General features: G+C 64.6%; 13 protein-coding genes. 1 reads left to right on the plus strand and 12 read right to left on the minus strand.

What is annotated here, in order from left to right; translation table 11 throughout:
- Window positions 1-15: 15 nt before the first annotated feature.
- Complete coding sequence (locus tag H6979_00755; protein MCP5138376.1) at window positions 16-870, plus strand: LytTR family transcriptional regulator; 855 nt, start codon at window positions 16-18, stop codon at window positions 868-870.
- A gap of 3 nt (window positions 871-873) precedes the next feature.
- On the opposite strand, the gene H6979_00760 is transcribed toward H6979_00755, so the two are convergent.
- Genes H6979_00760 through H6979_00815 form a run of 12 tightly spaced genes read right to left on the minus strand, consistent with a single transcriptional unit; the run spans window position 874 to window position 14,431 of the window.
- Window positions 874-2,307, minus strand: coding sequence for a hypothetical protein (locus tag H6979_00760; protein MCP5138377.1), 1,434 nt, complete (start codon window positions 2,305-2,307; stop codon window positions 874-876).
- Window positions 2,297-2,944 carry an endonuclease III gene (gene nth, locus H6979_00765; protein ID MCP5138378.1) on the minus strand — a complete coding sequence of 216 codons (648 nt, stop codon included), beginning with the start codon at window positions 2,942-2,944 and terminating at the stop codon, window positions 2,297-2,299. Before nth ends, H6979_00760 begins: the two co-directional genes overlap by 11 nt.
- Entirely contained in the window at window positions 2,941-3,525 is a 585-nt protein-coding gene (rsxE, locus tag H6979_00770; GenBank protein ID MCP5138379.1) for an electron transport complex subunit RsxE, read from the minus strand. Before rsxE ends, nth begins: the two co-directional genes overlap by 4 nt.
- Before the next feature lie 20 nt (window positions 3,526-3,545).
- Window positions 3,546-4,217, minus strand: a complete 672-nt coding sequence (gene rsxG / locus H6979_00775) for an electron transport complex subunit RsxG (GenBank protein MCP5138380.1) — start codon at window positions 4,215-4,217, stop codon at window positions 3,546-3,548.
- A complete protein-coding gene (locus tag H6979_00780; protein MCP5138381.1) occupies window positions 4,217-5,254 on the minus strand; it encodes an RnfABCDGE type electron transport complex subunit D in 1,038 nt (345 codons plus the stop codon). The genes rsxG and H6979_00780 overlap by 1 nt, the downstream gene beginning before the upstream one ends.
- A complete protein-coding gene (gene rsxC / locus H6979_00785; GenBank protein ID MCP5138382.1) occupies window positions 5,254-6,756 on the minus strand; it encodes an electron transport complex subunit RsxC in 1,503 nt (500 codons plus the stop codon). Before rsxC ends, H6979_00780 begins: the two co-directional genes overlap by 1 nt.
- Entirely contained in the window at window positions 6,753-7,265 is a 513-nt protein-coding gene (locus H6979_00790) for an RnfABCDGE type electron transport complex subunit B (GenBank protein ID MCP5138383.1), read from the minus strand. The genes rsxC and H6979_00790 overlap by 4 nt, the downstream gene beginning before the upstream one ends.
- A 6-nt stretch (window positions 7,266-7,271) precedes the next feature.
- On the minus strand, window positions 7,272-7,853 hold the full coding sequence (gene rsxA / locus H6979_00795; GenBank protein ID MCP5138384.1) for an electron transport complex subunit RsxA: 582 nt from the start codon (window positions 7,851-7,853) through the stop codon (window positions 7,272-7,274).
- The gene (gene metG, locus H6979_00800) at window positions 7,853-9,901 is read right to left on the minus strand and encodes a methionine--tRNA ligase (GenBank protein MCP5138385.1); all 2,049 of its coding nucleotides are present in this window, start codon (window positions 9,899-9,901) and stop codon (window positions 7,853-7,855) included. The genes rsxA and metG overlap by 1 nt, the downstream gene beginning before the upstream one ends.
- A complete protein-coding gene (locus H6979_00805) occupies window positions 9,898-10,959 on the minus strand; it encodes a type IV pilus twitching motility protein PilT (protein MCP5138386.1) in 1,062 nt (353 codons plus the stop codon). Before H6979_00805 ends, metG begins: the two co-directional genes overlap by 4 nt.
- Window positions 10,959-12,050 (minus strand): PilT/PilU family type 4a pilus ATPase, encoded by a 1,092-nt coding sequence (locus H6979_00810; GenBank protein ID MCP5138387.1) that lies wholly within the window; start codon window positions 12,048-12,050, stop codon window positions 10,959-10,961. The genes H6979_00805 and H6979_00810 overlap by 1 nt, the downstream gene beginning before the upstream one ends.
- Window positions 12,050-14,431: a HEAT repeat domain-containing protein gene (locus H6979_00815; protein ID MCP5138388.1), complete on the minus strand. Its 2,382-nt coding sequence runs from the start codon at window positions 14,429-14,431 to the stop codon at window positions 12,050-12,052. The genes H6979_00810 and H6979_00815 overlap by 1 nt, the downstream gene beginning before the upstream one ends.
- Window positions 14,432-14,447: the final 16 nt, after the last annotated feature.

Raw genomic sequence — 14,447 nt, forward strand, 5'->3', positions numbered from 1 at the left:
GTTTTCTTCCTGCTGGTGACGCCGCTGCTGATTTCCCTGTGGATTGCCGCACTGGGTATCCGGCCGATCGGTGAACTCGGCTTTGCGGCCGGCTGGTTTTATCTGGGGAGCCGGGTTCTCATCGCGTGGTGGGGCGGGCATCTGGGTGCGCTGGCAGCTGCGCACCTTGTGCGTGATCGTGGTTGGGCATTGTGGCGGATCCTGCTGCTGGGTTTCCTGATTGCCTGGTTGCCGCTCACGGTGCTTCTGTATTGCCACCTGCTGATATTTTCATGGCTGTACCCGGATCACGCGGCCAGCCTGTCACCACAGGCGGTGACATTTACCAGTGATTACCTGCTGCGGTTGTTCAGCCGGTCCACAGTGTTTTTTCTGCCTCTCTGGATGGCTGCCGTCCATGGTTACCGGCGTCAGTTCGGCGTCGGCTGGTACACGCAGCGCGAGGCGAAGCCAGCCGCACGACTGGCTGGTCGTGAAGTAATGACCACCGATGCCTCCGCGTCCCCCGCTGCGACTGCTGTCATTGTCGACCCTGAACGGCCGGGTTTTCTGCAGCAGTCGAAGCTGCCGCCTGAATCCAGGGTTCAGACGCTGAAGGCGGCCGAGCACTACATCGAGGTGGTGAGCGACTGCGGAAGTGACCTGGTGCGCTATCGCTTCAACGATGCGATACGGGAAATGGTTGCACTGGATACTGGTAGCCAGGTGCATCGGTCCTGGTGGGTCTGCTGGGACAGCGTTGCACGGATGGTTCAGCGGGGCAGCGGGCTGGATCTCATACTGCATGACGGGCGCACAATTCCGGTCAGCCATGCCTGGAAAAACGAGGTGCGACGGCGTTGCTCTGACCGCAACCAGAGCCAGCCCTGAGCGCTACGGTTGCGCCTGCATCAATTGCTGCCAGTGTGCGAAACGCGAGTGCAGACCCGGATTTCGTGCCGGCGTCAGCGTTGATGTGCTTGGCAAGGGCCAGTCGCGAGCCTCATCAGCGGCAATCAGCCGCGCCAGTCCGCGCGCGGTCGCTTCGGGCTCATCGCTGCGCACGACCGGCATCCCGCAGAGATCGGCCAGGCACTGGCACAGGTAGTCGTTCGCGGTCAGGCCGCCGGTCAGAAGCAGCCGAGTGAAGCGCGGCCCGTGCGCTTCCAGTTCGCGGTAGTTGGTGTACAGCAGGAAGGCGACGCTCTCGAGTACGGCGAGCAGGCGTGTGCCGGGAGTCCCTGTACCTGCGAAGCGTGATTCGAAATCGCTGCGCCAGAAAGGTGAGCCGAGTCCGCCGATGCCGTTCAGAAACAGGGGTGGCTCCAGACCGGCAGCAATCGCCGATTGTCCCGCCTCCAGCAGTTCGCCCAGTGTCAGCTTCTCGCTCTTGGCCAGCCAGTCGAGCGCACTGCCGGCCCCGTTGACCGTGCCTTCAAGCATGTAGTCGACGCGTTCAGCATCGGACCAGACGACGCTGACCAGCAGCTGCTCTGCCGCCGGCATGCGGTCGCGCAATGCGCGCTGGATGAAGGCACCCGTGCCGATGTTCACGTAAGCCGTGCGGGGATCGAGCGGGCCGAAGGCAAAGGGCACGGCCGATTGGTCGCCGGTGACAACTGTCAGGGGGACAGCGCCGGATGGTGTGCCCAGCTGACCCCAGGTGTAGCGGCTGGTGACCGGCAGGGGCAAATCTTCGCGGGCGATGCCAAAGAGGCGCAGCAGCTCGGCCGACCAGTCTCGTGTAGCCGGATCCCAGAGCTGGGTGCGTGCAGCATTGGCCGGATCGGCGAGGCAGGGCTGGTTGTCGAGCAGACGACTGCAGATAAAGCTCGCCAGCGGTCCCATCACGAGGTTGCCGGCCGCGTGGGCAGCCTGCACCGCCGGCAGATGGTCCAGGCACCAGCGCATCTTGCTGGCACCGTAGTGCGGGGTCAGCACCAGGCCGGTCCGATGCCGGATCATGCCGGCGTGCGTGCCGAGTGTCTCCAGCCAGGCTGCGTTGCGCCGGTCCTGCCAGGAAATCACCGGGCTGAGCGCGGTGCCGCTTCGACGTTGCCAGCAGCACATGCTCGAACGCTGGGTGGCGAGTCCCGCCGCAACGATCCGGCCGTGCGCAGGAAGCCCCTTGCAGGCAATTGAGATCGCTCTGTTCAGCGAGGCGATCAGTGCCTCGGGCTCGTGCTCGACATGGCCGCTGGCATTGCGGAGCGTGTCGATGGGCATGGAGCCGGTCGCCACAAGCTGACCGTTATCGTCAAAGACCAGTGCCCGGCTGGTATGACCGCCCTGATCGAGCGCGAGGTAGAGTCGCTGCTCAGTCCTCATCGGGCGGCGGGGTCTTGTGGGGATACTCGCAGTAAGCGGCGATCACGCAGTTCGGGCAGTCGGGCTTGCGTGCCTTGCAGACATGCCTGCCGTGCAGGATCAGCCAGTGGTGTGCATCAAGCTTGAAGGCTTCCGGTGTACAGGCGACCAGACGGTCCTCGACAGCACGCGGCGTCTTGCCGGGGGCGAGCCCGGTGCGGTTGCAGACCCGGAACACATGGGTATCGACCGCGATGGTGGGTACACCGAAGGCGATGTTCATCACGATATTGGCGGTCTTGCGGCCTACCCCGGGCAGAGCCTCGAGCGCCTTGCGGTCCGCAGGCACCTCGCCGCCATATTCGTCCAGCAGGATGCGGCAGGTGCGGAGGATGTTCTTCGCCTTGGTGTTGTAGAGACCGATGGTGCGGATGTATTTCTTGAGTCCCGCTTCACCGAGTTTCAGCAGTCCTTCCGGTGTGTTGGCGACCTTGAACAGGGGTTTGGTTGCCTTGTTGACGCTGACGTCAGTGGCCTGGGCAGACAGGATCACCGTGACCAGCAGCTGGAATGTCGAGCGGTAGACGAGTTCGGTCTTCGGCCGCGGATTGGCCTTCTGCAGACGGCGGAAGATCGCCAGGCGGCTCGCGGGCGTCATCGGGATGCGACCTTCCTGTTCCGCAGGACATTGCGCAGGGCGATCAGTCCGGCCAGTGCGAAGAAGCCGCCCGGCGGCAGGCTGGCGATCAACAGGCCCTGGCTGAACAGCTCGCGAGCCGCGCCAAGTGCCGTGAGCACCAGCAGAAAGCCCAGCCCGTGGCCGAGGCCATCGAGCAGTGCGGGCAGCAGCGGATTGCGGATCGCGAAGGCCTCGGCGCGGCTGAGGATCACGCAGTTGGTGACGATCAGCGGAATGAACAGGCCGATCTCGCCGTACATGTCGAACCAGAAGGCCTTGAAGACCAGGTCTACGCTGGTCACGAAAGCGGCGATGATCAGCACCAGGGCGGGCAGTCGTACGCGGGCGTCGATCCAGCGACGGGAAACCGAGACCAGTACGTTTGTGGCGCAGATCACCAGCAGCGTCGCGATGCCGAGCGCCAGTCCGGCAAGCAGCGTGCGGCTGACGGCGAGCAGCGGGCACAGGCCGAGCAGCTGGGCCATGCCCGGATTGTTCGACCAGATGCCGGTACTGAAGATTTCCCGATAGCTGCCCGTCGTCGAGGTCTGCGCCGTCATCCTTCCCGCTGACTCCGGAGTCATTGCCGTGCCTTGCCTTCAGTCGCTGTCGCCGGTGCTGCAAAGATCTGCTCGCGATGCAGGCCGAAGTATTGCATGGCGCGGCGGGTTGCCGCGACGACCGCGCGGCTGCTGATCGTTGCGCCGCTGATCGCGTCGAAGTCGCCGCCGTCCTTGCGCAGCCGCCAGCGGCTTTCTTCCGGATCAGTCAGCGAGTGCCCGGAAAAATTGCCGATCCATGCGGATTTTCGTGCCTCGATCGCGTCACCGATGCCAGGCGTTTCACTGTGACTTGCCACGCGCACGCCGAGCAGCTTTCCATCGATGGCAATTGCAACCAGCAGCCTGATCTGGCCGGAATAGCCATCGGGCGCCAGACTGGTGAGCACTGCGGCCACAGGCTCGCCGTTGCGCCGGGCGCGCCAGACCTGGCGCGGCTCGTCGCCAGGCAGATCCAGTGCGATGACGTCCAGCTGCGGTTCATTGTCATAGAGCGCCGGGGGGAGAATCGTGGTCAGTTCGTCCAGCACGCGCCGCGCTTCATTGTCGGCGATGCGCTCGTGTGTGGTGTCCCAGGCAAGACCAACGACCAGCCCGACCAGCGCCGCGAAACCGGCAAGACTGAGTGCAGCGCGCCAGCCCGCACGCCGCGCGGATGCCGGAGGGCTGATTTCCGTCTCCTGTTGTGCCATCACGCAGACCTGCCGTAGATGCGCGGCCGCGTCCAGCGCTCGATCAACGGTACCGTCATGTTCATGAGCAGCACCGCGAAGGCGATGCCATCGGCATAGCTGCCCCAGGTACGGATGATGTAGGTGAGCATGCCGATGCCCGCGCCATGGATGAGCCGCCCGCGCGCAGTGGTCGGCGAGGAGACCGGATCGGTGGCGATGAAAAAGGCACCGAGTATCGCGCCGCCGCTGAACAGGTGGAAGGCAGGGGATGGACTGATTTCCGGATCGAGCAGCCACACGAAGCTCGCCATGCCCAGCAGGCCGCCGAGCACGCCAGCCGGTATATGCCAGCGGATGATCCCGAGCAGCAGCAGGGCGCCGCCGCCCATGGCGACGAAATTGTTCACCCATTCCCAGCCGGCACCGCCGAAATCGCCGAATACCGGATTCATGCGGATCTCGTCCATCGTGCGCATGGCACCGAGCCCTGCGCGCACGCTGTCGAGCGTGGTTGCGCGCGCGATGGCATCGAGCGTCAGCGCATCGGGGAACTGGCCGGTAAGACAGTATTGCAGCGTTGCGCCGATTCCCGGCCGCTGATAATCCAGATCGCCGATATCGGGCGCCGGCCAGCCGGTCATAAGGTCAGGAAAGGAAACCAGCACCAGCACGTAGCCCGCCATCGCCGGGTTGAACAGGTTGTAACCGAGCCCGCCATAGGCGTGTTTGACCAGGCCGATCGCAAAGACCATGCCGCTTGCCGTCACCCACCACGGGCAGAGCGGCGGCAGGGAGAAGGCGAACAGGAGCGCGGCGACGAGCGCACTGCCGTCGCCGAGTGTTGCGGTGACCGGTTTTTGCCGGAGGCGCAGTGCGATCGCCTCGGTACCCAGTGCGGCAATGACAGCGATGATGATGTTGAAGAACACGCCCGGCCCATAGAACCACGCGCTCACCATGATGGCTGGCAGCAGCGCGAGGATCACGATGCGCATCATGCCGCTCACGCTCGATGGCGACGGCCACTGGGGTGGCTGTGCGGTTGCAAAGCGCATCAGTCGGGCCTTTCGGGAGTGCGCGGGCGCGTGCGGGCCAGCAGGGTCTGGAGAGCATCGGCGTCCGGCGGATTTTCCGGCTGGGCGCGGTTCTCGTCAGCCAGCCGCCGGTTTCGCGCTTCGAATCGGGCGCGGGCGATGCTCGCCTGCCGGCGGGACAACTGCGCATTCGCCAGCAGGCGCTTGCCGGCATGGAACTGTGCCGTGAGTGGAATATGGCTGGGGCAGCTGTAATCACAGGCACCGCACTCGATGCACTCGCTGATGCCAAGGCTCTCCAGTCGCGCTGTATTCTCGTCGCGTACCGCCGTCAGCAGTTCCTGTGGCATCAGTGCCGCCGGACAAGCTTCAACGCAGAGTCCGCAGCGGATGCACGGCAGTTCGGCAGGCGCCTCGCCGAGTTCCCCGGCGGTCGCTGCGATCACGCAGTTGGTCGCGGCGCTGATTGGCAATTCGTCATCGGCGAGCGCAATGCCCATCATCGGGCCGCCCATGATCAGCCGTTCCGGTGCCCCGGCATAGCCACCGGCCAGCTGTACGAGATCGGCGACGGAAGTGCCGATGCGGGCCTCGATGTTGCAAGGCGTCGCGATACCGCCCCCGGTCACCGTGACGATGCGCGAGATCAGCGGTCGTCCATCCAGAAAGAAATCAGCGACCGCAGCAGCGGTGCCCACGTTCTGGCAGATGATGCCGATGTCGGCCGGCCGTCCGCCGGCCGGAACTTCGCGGCCGAAGACCAGCTCGATGAGCTGCCGTTCGCCGCCGGCCGGATACTTGGCCGTCACCGTCGATATGACCATGCGCGGATCAGCCGCTGCCTCCATTGCGTCCAGCAGTGCCCGGCGCGCTTCCGGCATGTCGGTCTTGATGGCGATGACGCAGAGTTCCGCACCGATCGCGGCAGAGAGGATGCGTCCGCCGGCGACCACGCGCTCGGCACGCTCGCGCAGCAGCATGTCGTCACAACTGATATAGGCCTCGCATTCCGCGCCGTTCAGCAACAGCAGCGGCGCCTGGCCGGCGGAGTCCAGCTTCGCGGCGGTCGGAAACAGCGCGCCACCGAGGCCGACGATGCCGGCCGCAGCGATTTGGCGGCGGATTTCCGCTGTGGGCAGCGAGCTGGCCTCAGGCTGTACAGGATAGCCATCCCAGAATGTTTCGCGCTCACTGCGCTCGATGACGATGCAGGGCACGGGCTGTGCGCTGCCGGCCACCGGATACAGACCGATGTCTTTGACCCGACCGGCGATGCTGGCGTGGATGCAGGGGTGGCCTGCAGCCGTCGGCGTGGCGACGGGTTGGCCACAGTGCAGGCTTTGTCCGGGGACCACGACCGGCTGCGCACTGGTGCCGGCACCGCCGACCAGCGGGATGGTCACGCGGGCCGGCGGCGGCGCGCGCAGGATCGGTGCCTGAGTCGCCAGCGTCTTGCGCCGTGGCGTGCGCACGCCCCAGGCCGGACGACGCGGTTGCGCATTCCAGACGACGGGATCGCTCATGCCGGAGCGGGCTGCGTCGAATGACCGGGAAGTGGATCGAGCCGGATGCAATCCACCGGGCAGACCGGTATACAGAGTTCGCAGCCGGTGCAGTCGGCAGCGATCACCGTGTGGCTGAACTGCGCGGCGCCGATGATTGCATCCACCGGGCAAACCTCGATGCAGCGCGCGCAGCCGATGCAGGCAGGCTCATCGATGACGGCAATTCCGGCGGCCGGCGCCACTGGCATGCGTTGCGGGCCACGGCTGCCGAGCAAGCGGGCGAGCGCACGCGCCGTGGACTCGCCGCCGGGCGGACATTGATCGGTCCCGGCGGTGCCCTGGAGCAGGGCTTCGGCATAGGGCCGGCATCCGGGATAGCCGCACTGTCCGCACTGGGTCTGTGGCAGCAGGGCATTGATGCGTTCGATTCCGGATTCATCGTCGACTTGCAGAGCTGCCGAAGCGCGCGCCAGCAGGATGCCAATGACCATGGCGAGCGCAGTCAGCAGGCCAGCTCCGAGTACCATCGGCGGTCAGACGCGGATCAGCCCGGCGAAACCGAGAAAGGCCAGCGACATCATGCCGGCCGTGACCAGTGCGATGGCCGGACCCCGAAAGGCTTGTGGAACCTCCGCGCTTTCCAGGCGCTCGCGCAGGCTGGCAAACAGCAGCATGACCAGGGCAAAACCGAGCCCGGCGCCGAGACCCATGGCCAGCGCTGCAGCCAGACTGTCTGCGGTACCGGCATTCAGCAGGGCGACGCCCAGCACGGCGCAGTTGGTCGTGATCAGGGGCAGGTACATGCCGAGCAGGCGGTGCAGCAGGGCGTGCCGGCGGCGAATGACCAGTTCGGCCAGCTGCACGGTCCCCGCGATGAGCAGGATGAAGCTGATGATGCGCAGGTAGCCGAGATCGAGCGGCACCAGCACCCAATGGTCCAGCAGGTAACTGAGGCCCGCGGTGACGGTCAGCACGAAGCCCGTCGCGAGCGACATGCCGGCGGCGCTGTCGAGCCTCGAACCCACGCCGAGCAGCGGGCAGAGGCCGAGAAAACGAACCAGTACGAAATTGTTGACCGTCGCGGCGCCGACTGCGATGAGCAGCAGCTCGGCCATCAGCTCACGCGCATGCCCGCGGCTGCACCGCTGTCGGGGCCCACCAGGAACAGTCCGGCATCGCCGCTCGCAGCCAGCACCATGCCTTCGGAAATGCCGAAGCGCATCTTGCGCGGCTTCAGGTTGGCGACCAGGATCACCTGCCTGCCGACCAGGTCTGCCGGCGCATAGGCCGACTTGATGCCGGACAGCACGGTACGCTGTTCGCTGCCGACATCGAGAGTGAGGCGCACCAGCTTGTCGGCACCCTCGACGGCCTCGGCCGCGAGTACGGTCGCGATGCGCAGATCCACTTTCTGGAAATCGGCAAGCTCGATTTCGCCCGGTGAACCGGTGGCGGGTTTATCGGCTGTGCTCACCGTTGCAGGCGGCACGGCTTTGGTTGCCGGACTGTCCATGGAGCTTTTTACCATACGTGAGATCGCCTCCGGGTCAACCCGGACGAGCAGGGCTTCGTACGCTGCGATACGCGTGCCGAGCAGCGGCTGAAGACGTGTTTCCCAGTTGAGCGGGCCGCTGTCCAGGAAAGCCTCGGCGCGTGTGGCGACGCGGGGCAGTACCGGCTTCAGGTAGACCGTCAGCAGGCGAAACAGGTTGAGACCCTGTGTACACACCGCCTGAACGCGCGGCAGGCTGTGCGGATCCCTGGCCAATACCCACGGCTTGCGGTCGTCGATGTAGCGGTTGGCTTCGTCCGCCAGGGCCATCGTTTCGCGCATGGCGCGGCCGAATTCCCGGCTCTCGTACGCGGCGCCGATGCTGTTGCCCGCATCGATGAAGCGCTGCTGCAAATCGGGTGCATCGAGCATGTCGGCGAGCTGGCCATCGAAGCGCTGGCTGATGAAGCCCGCGCAGCGGCTGGCCAGGTTGACGTACTTGCCGACCAGATCGGCGTTGACGCGCGCGACAAAGTCCTCGAGGTTGAGGTCGATGTCATCGAGTCCGGCGCCGAGCTTGTAGGCGTAGTAGTAGCGCAGGTACTCCGGATCCAGATGTTCGAGATAGGTGGCAGCGGCGATGAACGTGCCGCGCGACTTCGACATCTTCTGGCCGTTTACGGTCAGGAATCCGTGTACGTGCACCGCTGTGGGCCGGCGAAAGCCCGCACCCTCCAGTAGTGCCGGCCAGAACAGCGTATGGAAATACAGGATGTCCTTGCCGATGAAGTGATACAGCTCCGCGCTGCTGTCCGGACTCCAGTAATCGTCGAAGGACAGGCCCCGGGCGCGTCCGGCCGGACTGGCGGCCAGATTGCTGAAGCTGGCCATGTAGCCGACCGGCGCATCGACCCAGACATAGAAGTACTTGTCGTCGGTGCCGGGAATGCGGAAGCCGAAATAGGGCGCGTCGCGCGAGATGTCCCAGTCCCGCAGGCCGGTGTCGAACCATTCCCGGAGCTTGCGGGCCACGTTCTCGTGTACATGTCCGCCGGCATGCCATTCCCGCAGGCTCTGCTCGAAGGCACCCAGCCGGAAGAAATAGTGTTCCGAGTCCTTCTGCACGGGCGCGGAACCGGAGACCACCGAGCGCGGATTCTTCAACTCGGAGGGCGAGTAGGTGGCGCCGCAGCTCTCGCAGCTGTCGCCGTACTGGTCGGCTGCCCCGCACACGGGGCACTCGCCGCGTACAAAGCGGTCCGGCAGGAACATCTGCGCTTCGGCGTCGTAGGCCTGCTGGATGGTGCGCCGTTCGATCAGGTCGCGCTGCTGAAGCCGGCTGTAGATCAGCTCGACAAATCCGCGGTTCTCTTCCGAGTGTGTCGTGTAGTAGTTGTCGAAACCGACGAAGAAGCGGGCAAAGTCGCGCTGGTGCTCCCTGCGGTAATTCTCCACCAGCACTTCAGGAGCGATGCCCGCGTCCCGTGCCTTGAGCATGATCGGCGTACCGTGGGCGTCACTCGCGCACACATAGGTGACCTCATGGCCACAGAGGCGCAGATAGCGCACCCAGATATCCGTCTGCACATATTCCACCAGGTGCCCGATGTGGATCGAGCCGTTGGCGTAGGGCAGGGCGCTGGTGACGAGAATCTTTCGCGGCGTGGTCAGTTGAGTTCCTTCACGTCCTCGAACTTGCGTTTTTCGAGAGCGGCTTCATAGGCGGTTTTTCCACTGATCCGGCCATGGTCCATGAGGTCCTTGAGGGCCGAATCCATTGTGCGCATGCCGATGCGCCCGCCGCCCTGCATGGCATTTTCAAGCTGGTCGAGCTTGCCCTGCCTGATGAGATTGGCGACGGCGGGAGTATTCACCAGAATCTCGAGCGCCGCCACCAGTCCCGGTTCGCCCTTGCGGGGGACCAGCTGCTGGGAAATCACGCCGCGCAGGGAAGTCGAGAGCATGGTGCGCACATGGGACTGCTTGTCCGTGGGGAAGGAATTGACGATCCGGTCCACCGTCTGGGCTGCACCGTTGGTATGCAGCGTGCCCATCACGAGGATGCCCATCTCGGCAGCAGTCACCGCGATGCTGACCGTTTCGAGATCGCGCATTTCGCCGATCAGGATCACGTCGGGGTCTTCGCGCAGGGCGGAGTGCAGCGCCGCGGCAAATCCGGGGCTGTGCACACCGATTTCACGCTGGCTGATCAGGCACTTCTGACGCTTGTGCACGAACTCGATCGGGTCCTCGATGGTGAGGATGTGCCCGGCCACATTCCGGTTGATCTCGTCGATCATCGCCGCGAGGGTGGTCGACTTGCCGGAACCCGTCTTGCCGGTCACGAGAATCATGCCCTGCGGCTGTTTGCAAAGCTGGGTGATGACTGGCGGCATCTTCAGGTCGGCGATGGTCCTGGCCTGGGAGGGAATGGCACGGAATACCGCACCGGTACCACCCACATGCCGGAACACATTCACGCGAAAGCGGGCCACGGATTCGAGCGCGTAGGCAAAATCGGCAGAGTCGCGGCGCTGAAACTCCTCGCGTGCCTTCTGCGCCATGATCTCCTGCAGCGCTGCCTCCACTTTCGATGCTGCCAGGGTTTCGGGCGCGAGGATTGCCAGCTCGCCGTAGATGCGTGCGCGCGGCGGTTCGCCGGCGATGAAATGCAGGTCAGAGCCGTTCCGCACGATGACCTGCTTCAGGTACTCGTCGACCTGGTTCATCAGTTGCCCACCTCGAACTTCGGCAGTACCGAGGTGTCGGTGACAAAGCGCTGGAACAGCCCCTTGTCGGTGGCAAAGCGGAAGGCATCGTCCGGATCGATCTGCTTGCGCTGGATCGCATCCAGCAGGGCCTGATCCATCATCTGCATGCCAAGCTCCTTGCCGGTCTGCAGCTGGGCCGGAATCTGGTGTGTCTGGTCGGTCATGATCAGCTTGGCGATGGCGCGGGTCATGACCATGATCTCGACGATTGCCTTGCGGCCCCGGCCATCCGGCGTCTTCACCAGGGTCTGGGTAATCACTGCATTCAGGCTCTGGGCCAGGAAGCTCTTCGATTGCTCGCGCATGTCGCCGGGCAGCGCATCGATGATCCGGTCGATGGTCTTCACCGCGCCGGTGGTGTGCAGGGTGCCGAGCACGAGGTGGCCGGTTTCGGCAGCGGTCATTGCCATCTGTATGGTCTCGGCGTCACGCAGCTCGCCGACCAGGATCACGTCGGGATCTTCACGCAGCGAAGCGCGGATGCCATCGGCGAAGGAGGGCAGATGGGTGCCGAGCTCGCGCTGGATGACCTGCGACTGCTTGCTGCGGTGGATGAACTCGATCGGGTCTTCGAGGCTGATGATGTTGGCATTCTGGGTGCTGTTGAGATGGTCGATCATCGCTGCCAGCGTGGTCGACTTGCCGGTACCCGTGGAGCCGGTGACGAGGATCATGCCCTGGTGGTGGTCGCAGAGCTTGCGCACCACGGCCGGCAGATCCAGGCTCTCCAGCGTCGGCACTTCGCCCGGGATGAAACGGAAGGTGGCACCGACGCCGGTTTCCTTGCGGAACACATTGACGCGAAAGCGGCCCTTGTCTTCCGAGACATAGGAAAAATCGAGGTCATGGCCCTCGTCGAAACGCTTGCGCTGGTTGGCGGTCAGGATCTCGGCGATATAGCCCTCGAGTTCCGTATCGCCGAGGTCGCGGAACTTGATGGGCATCAGGTCGCCGTGCATGCGCAGCATCGGCGGCACGCCGACAGCGAGGTGAATGTCCGAGCAGCCCTGCGCGAGCCCGAGCTTGAGGAATGCGTCGATGCGTGCCATCAGGCGGCCTGCTCCAGGGCAATGCGCAGTTCATCCATCGAGCCGTAGCGCTTCAGCTTGTCCACTTCCATCGCCTTGCGCACGATTGCGGCCAGCGCCGGCGGAATACCCGGGTTCAGTTCCTCGCAGGGTTTGGCCTTGCCCTGCACATGCTGGTACATGACGGCCATGTGGTCACCCTTTGTGTACGGCGGCGTGCCGGTCAGCATCTCGTAGAGGATGACGCCGACGCTGTAGATATCGGCGCGGTGATCGACCTTCTTGCCGAGGATCTGTTCCGGCGCCATGTATTTCGGCGAGCCGATCACGTAGCCGGTCTTGGTGAGCTGCGTGTCGCCGGAAGTCGCGGCCGCTGCCACGCCGAAGTCGACGATCTTGAGCAGGCCTTCGTCGTTGATCAGGATGTTGGCCGGCTTCAGGTCGCGATGGATGATGCCCACCTGGTGTGCCACAGCCATGCCGGTGGCGATGTCCTGCGCCCAGCCCCTGGATTTCTCGAAGGGCAGGGGCTTGTGCCTGGTCATTTCCGCGCCCAGCGTGTGCGAGGGGAAGTACTCCATGGAAATGGCGTAGTTCCCGCCGAGGCTGACGAAATCAAAGATGCGGATCACGTTGCGGTGGGTGATCTTGCGCGAATAACGCAGCTCGTGCACGAAGCGCTTCATCATTTCCTCGTCCGAACTGACGTTCGGATTGAGGAACTTGAGGATCAGCCGCTCATCGACGATCTCGTCATCGACGAGTACCACGGTACCGAAGGCGCCCTTGCCGATCTTCTCGATGTAGCGGTAGCGTCCCTCGATGAGGTCGCCGGTCTTGAGCGTGCTGACATCGAGCTGGATGGCCTGGTCGAAATTCTTGACCATCGCCTCGACCTGCGCATTGTCGACCAGCAGCGTCTTGACCGCCTCGCCAGGGGCGTTTGTCCCGACTTCGGGTGCCCGCTTGCCGGTGCCGGAAATGCTCTCGATGCGCGTCATGGCCTGCGCGGCGACCCGCGCGATGGTCTCGTCGGCGCCGGTGGCCAGCCGTTTCAGCCGCTCCTTGAGCGTGTCCGCGGATTCAGAATTTGCCAGCTGCCCGATGGCGTTGACCGCTTCGATGCGGATGTCTTTCTCGGGCCGATCGAGCATGGGCAGAAGTTTCGGCAGCACGTCCGCGCTGCCCAGCCGTCCGAGTGCGCGCAGCGCGGCAGGTACCGAGCGCGGGTCGCCGCCCAGCATCTCGAGCAGGGCCGGAGCCGCCTTGACGCTGCGGATCTCGGCAAGCGCATCGGCGGCGCGCTCGCGCACCCACCAGTCGTTGTCGCGGGTGGCACCGATCAGGTGATCCACGGCGCGCTCATCCTTGGTCTGGTTGAGGATCTCGATCGCCGAGCGGCGGATGTTGTCATTCTTGTCGCTGACCAGATGCAGAACGGCATCCATGACCTTGGGCCCGCCGATCTTGGCCAGCGCGTCGGAAGCCCGCGAGCGCACCCACCAGTCGCCGTCTTCAAGGGCGACCAGCAGGTACTTTATGGTGTCGGGTTCGGCGATTTCGTTCAGTACTTCGACGGCGGAACGTCGCGCAAACTCCGACTCATCCTTCAGTACCTCGACCAGGTGCTTCATGGTGTCGGGGTGCCGGAGCTTGACCACCAGGTCGATGGCGCGGGCCTGCACTTCGAGTTCGGGGTCGGCAAGCAGCGAGCAGATCAGGCCGATGTCACGGTCGCCGGGCATGGCGGCCAGTGCTTCGAGCGCCGCCTTGCGCACCATCTTGTTGCGGTCCTTCAGCTGGCGCTCCAGCGCCTGCGCCACATCCGGCCGGTTGAAGCGGCTGAGCAGCTCGATGATGTTGAGGCGTACGGAGGCATCCTTGCCCTCGACCCGGGCGATCAGGTCGGGAACGAGTTCTGCCGTGGCGACGTCGGCGAGGATGCGGAATACCGCCGCCTTTTCCTGCGGTTCCAGGTCATAGGCCCGGCGCAGCAGTTCGCGCGGGTTGATGCGCCGGCGCGATACGCTGAGGATCTCGATGACCGCCGGCTTGAAGATGTCGTCACGTCCGAGCAAATCCAGCAGCTTGTTGGTGTCATAACTCGTGGAGATCGCCAGTGCCTTGGCGACGCCGCTGACGCACTGCTGGTTGCTGTGGCCGAGGCCCTTGACGAACATCGGGAAGCTCTTGTCATCCAGGTACGATGCAAGGGTGGTGACCAGTGCGCCGGCCTGTTCCTTGTCGACGCTCGCCAGTGCTTCGATCACCGCCGGCGTGGCGTCCGGACCGATGGCGCGCAGGCTTTCCAGGGCCTTGTGGGCCTCGGGGCTGTCAGAGCCGTGCAGGGTCGAGAGTTGCGTAAGGCAACGCTCGGCCTTCAGTGTGCTGAAGAACTTCATACGCCCCTGGAAACCA

Source organism: Chromatiales bacterium, from assembly GCA_024234935.1.
Classification (GTDB): Bacteria; Pseudomonadota; Gammaproteobacteria; order Steroidobacterales.

What these genes read in the sequence shown, in the direction of transcription:
- H6979_00790 (MCP5138383.1), bottom strand. Translation starts at nt 7,265, where the DNA reads ATGGTACTCGGAGCTGGCCTGCTGACTGCGCTCGCCATGGTCATTGGC.
- rsxE (MCP5138379.1), bottom strand. Translation starts at nt 3,525, where the DNA reads ATGACGGCGCAGACCTCGACGACGGGCAGCTATCGGGAAATCTTCAGT.
- H6979_00760 (MCP5138377.1), bottom strand. Translation starts at nt 2,307, where the DNA reads ATGAGGACTGAGCAGCGACTCTACCTCGCGCTCGATCAGGGCGGTCAT.
- rsxG (MCP5138380.1), bottom strand. Translation starts at nt 4,217, where the DNA reads ATGGCACAACAGGAGACGGAAATCAGCCCTCCGGCATCCGCGCGGCGT.
- H6979_00810 (MCP5138387.1), bottom strand. Translation starts at nt 12,050, where the DNA reads ATGGCACGCATCGACGCATTCCTCAAGCTCGGGCTCGCGCAGGGCTGC.
- H6979_00815 (MCP5138388.1), bottom strand. Translation starts at nt 14,431, where the DNA reads ATGAAGTTCTTCAGCACACTGAAGGCCGAGCGTTGCCTTACGCAACTC.
- rsxA (MCP5138384.1), bottom strand. Translation starts at nt 7,853, where the DNA reads ATGGCCGAGCTGCTGCTCATCGCAGTCGGCGCCGCGACGGTCAACAAT.
- nth (MCP5138378.1), bottom strand. Translation starts at nt 2,944, where the DNA reads ATGACGCCCGCGAGCCGCCTGGCGATCTTCCGCCGTCTGCAGAAGGCC.
- H6979_00780 (MCP5138381.1), bottom strand. Translation starts at nt 5,254, where the DNA reads ATGCGCTTTGCAACCGCACAGCCACCCCAGTGGCCGTCGCCATCGAGC.
- H6979_00805 (MCP5138386.1), bottom strand. Translation starts at nt 10,959, where the DNA reads ATGAACCAGGTCGACGAGTACCTGAAGCAGGTCATCGTGCGGAACGGC.
- rsxC (MCP5138382.1), bottom strand. Translation starts at nt 6,756, where the DNA reads ATGAGCGATCCCGTCGTCTGGAATGCGCAACCGCGTCGTCCGGCCTGG.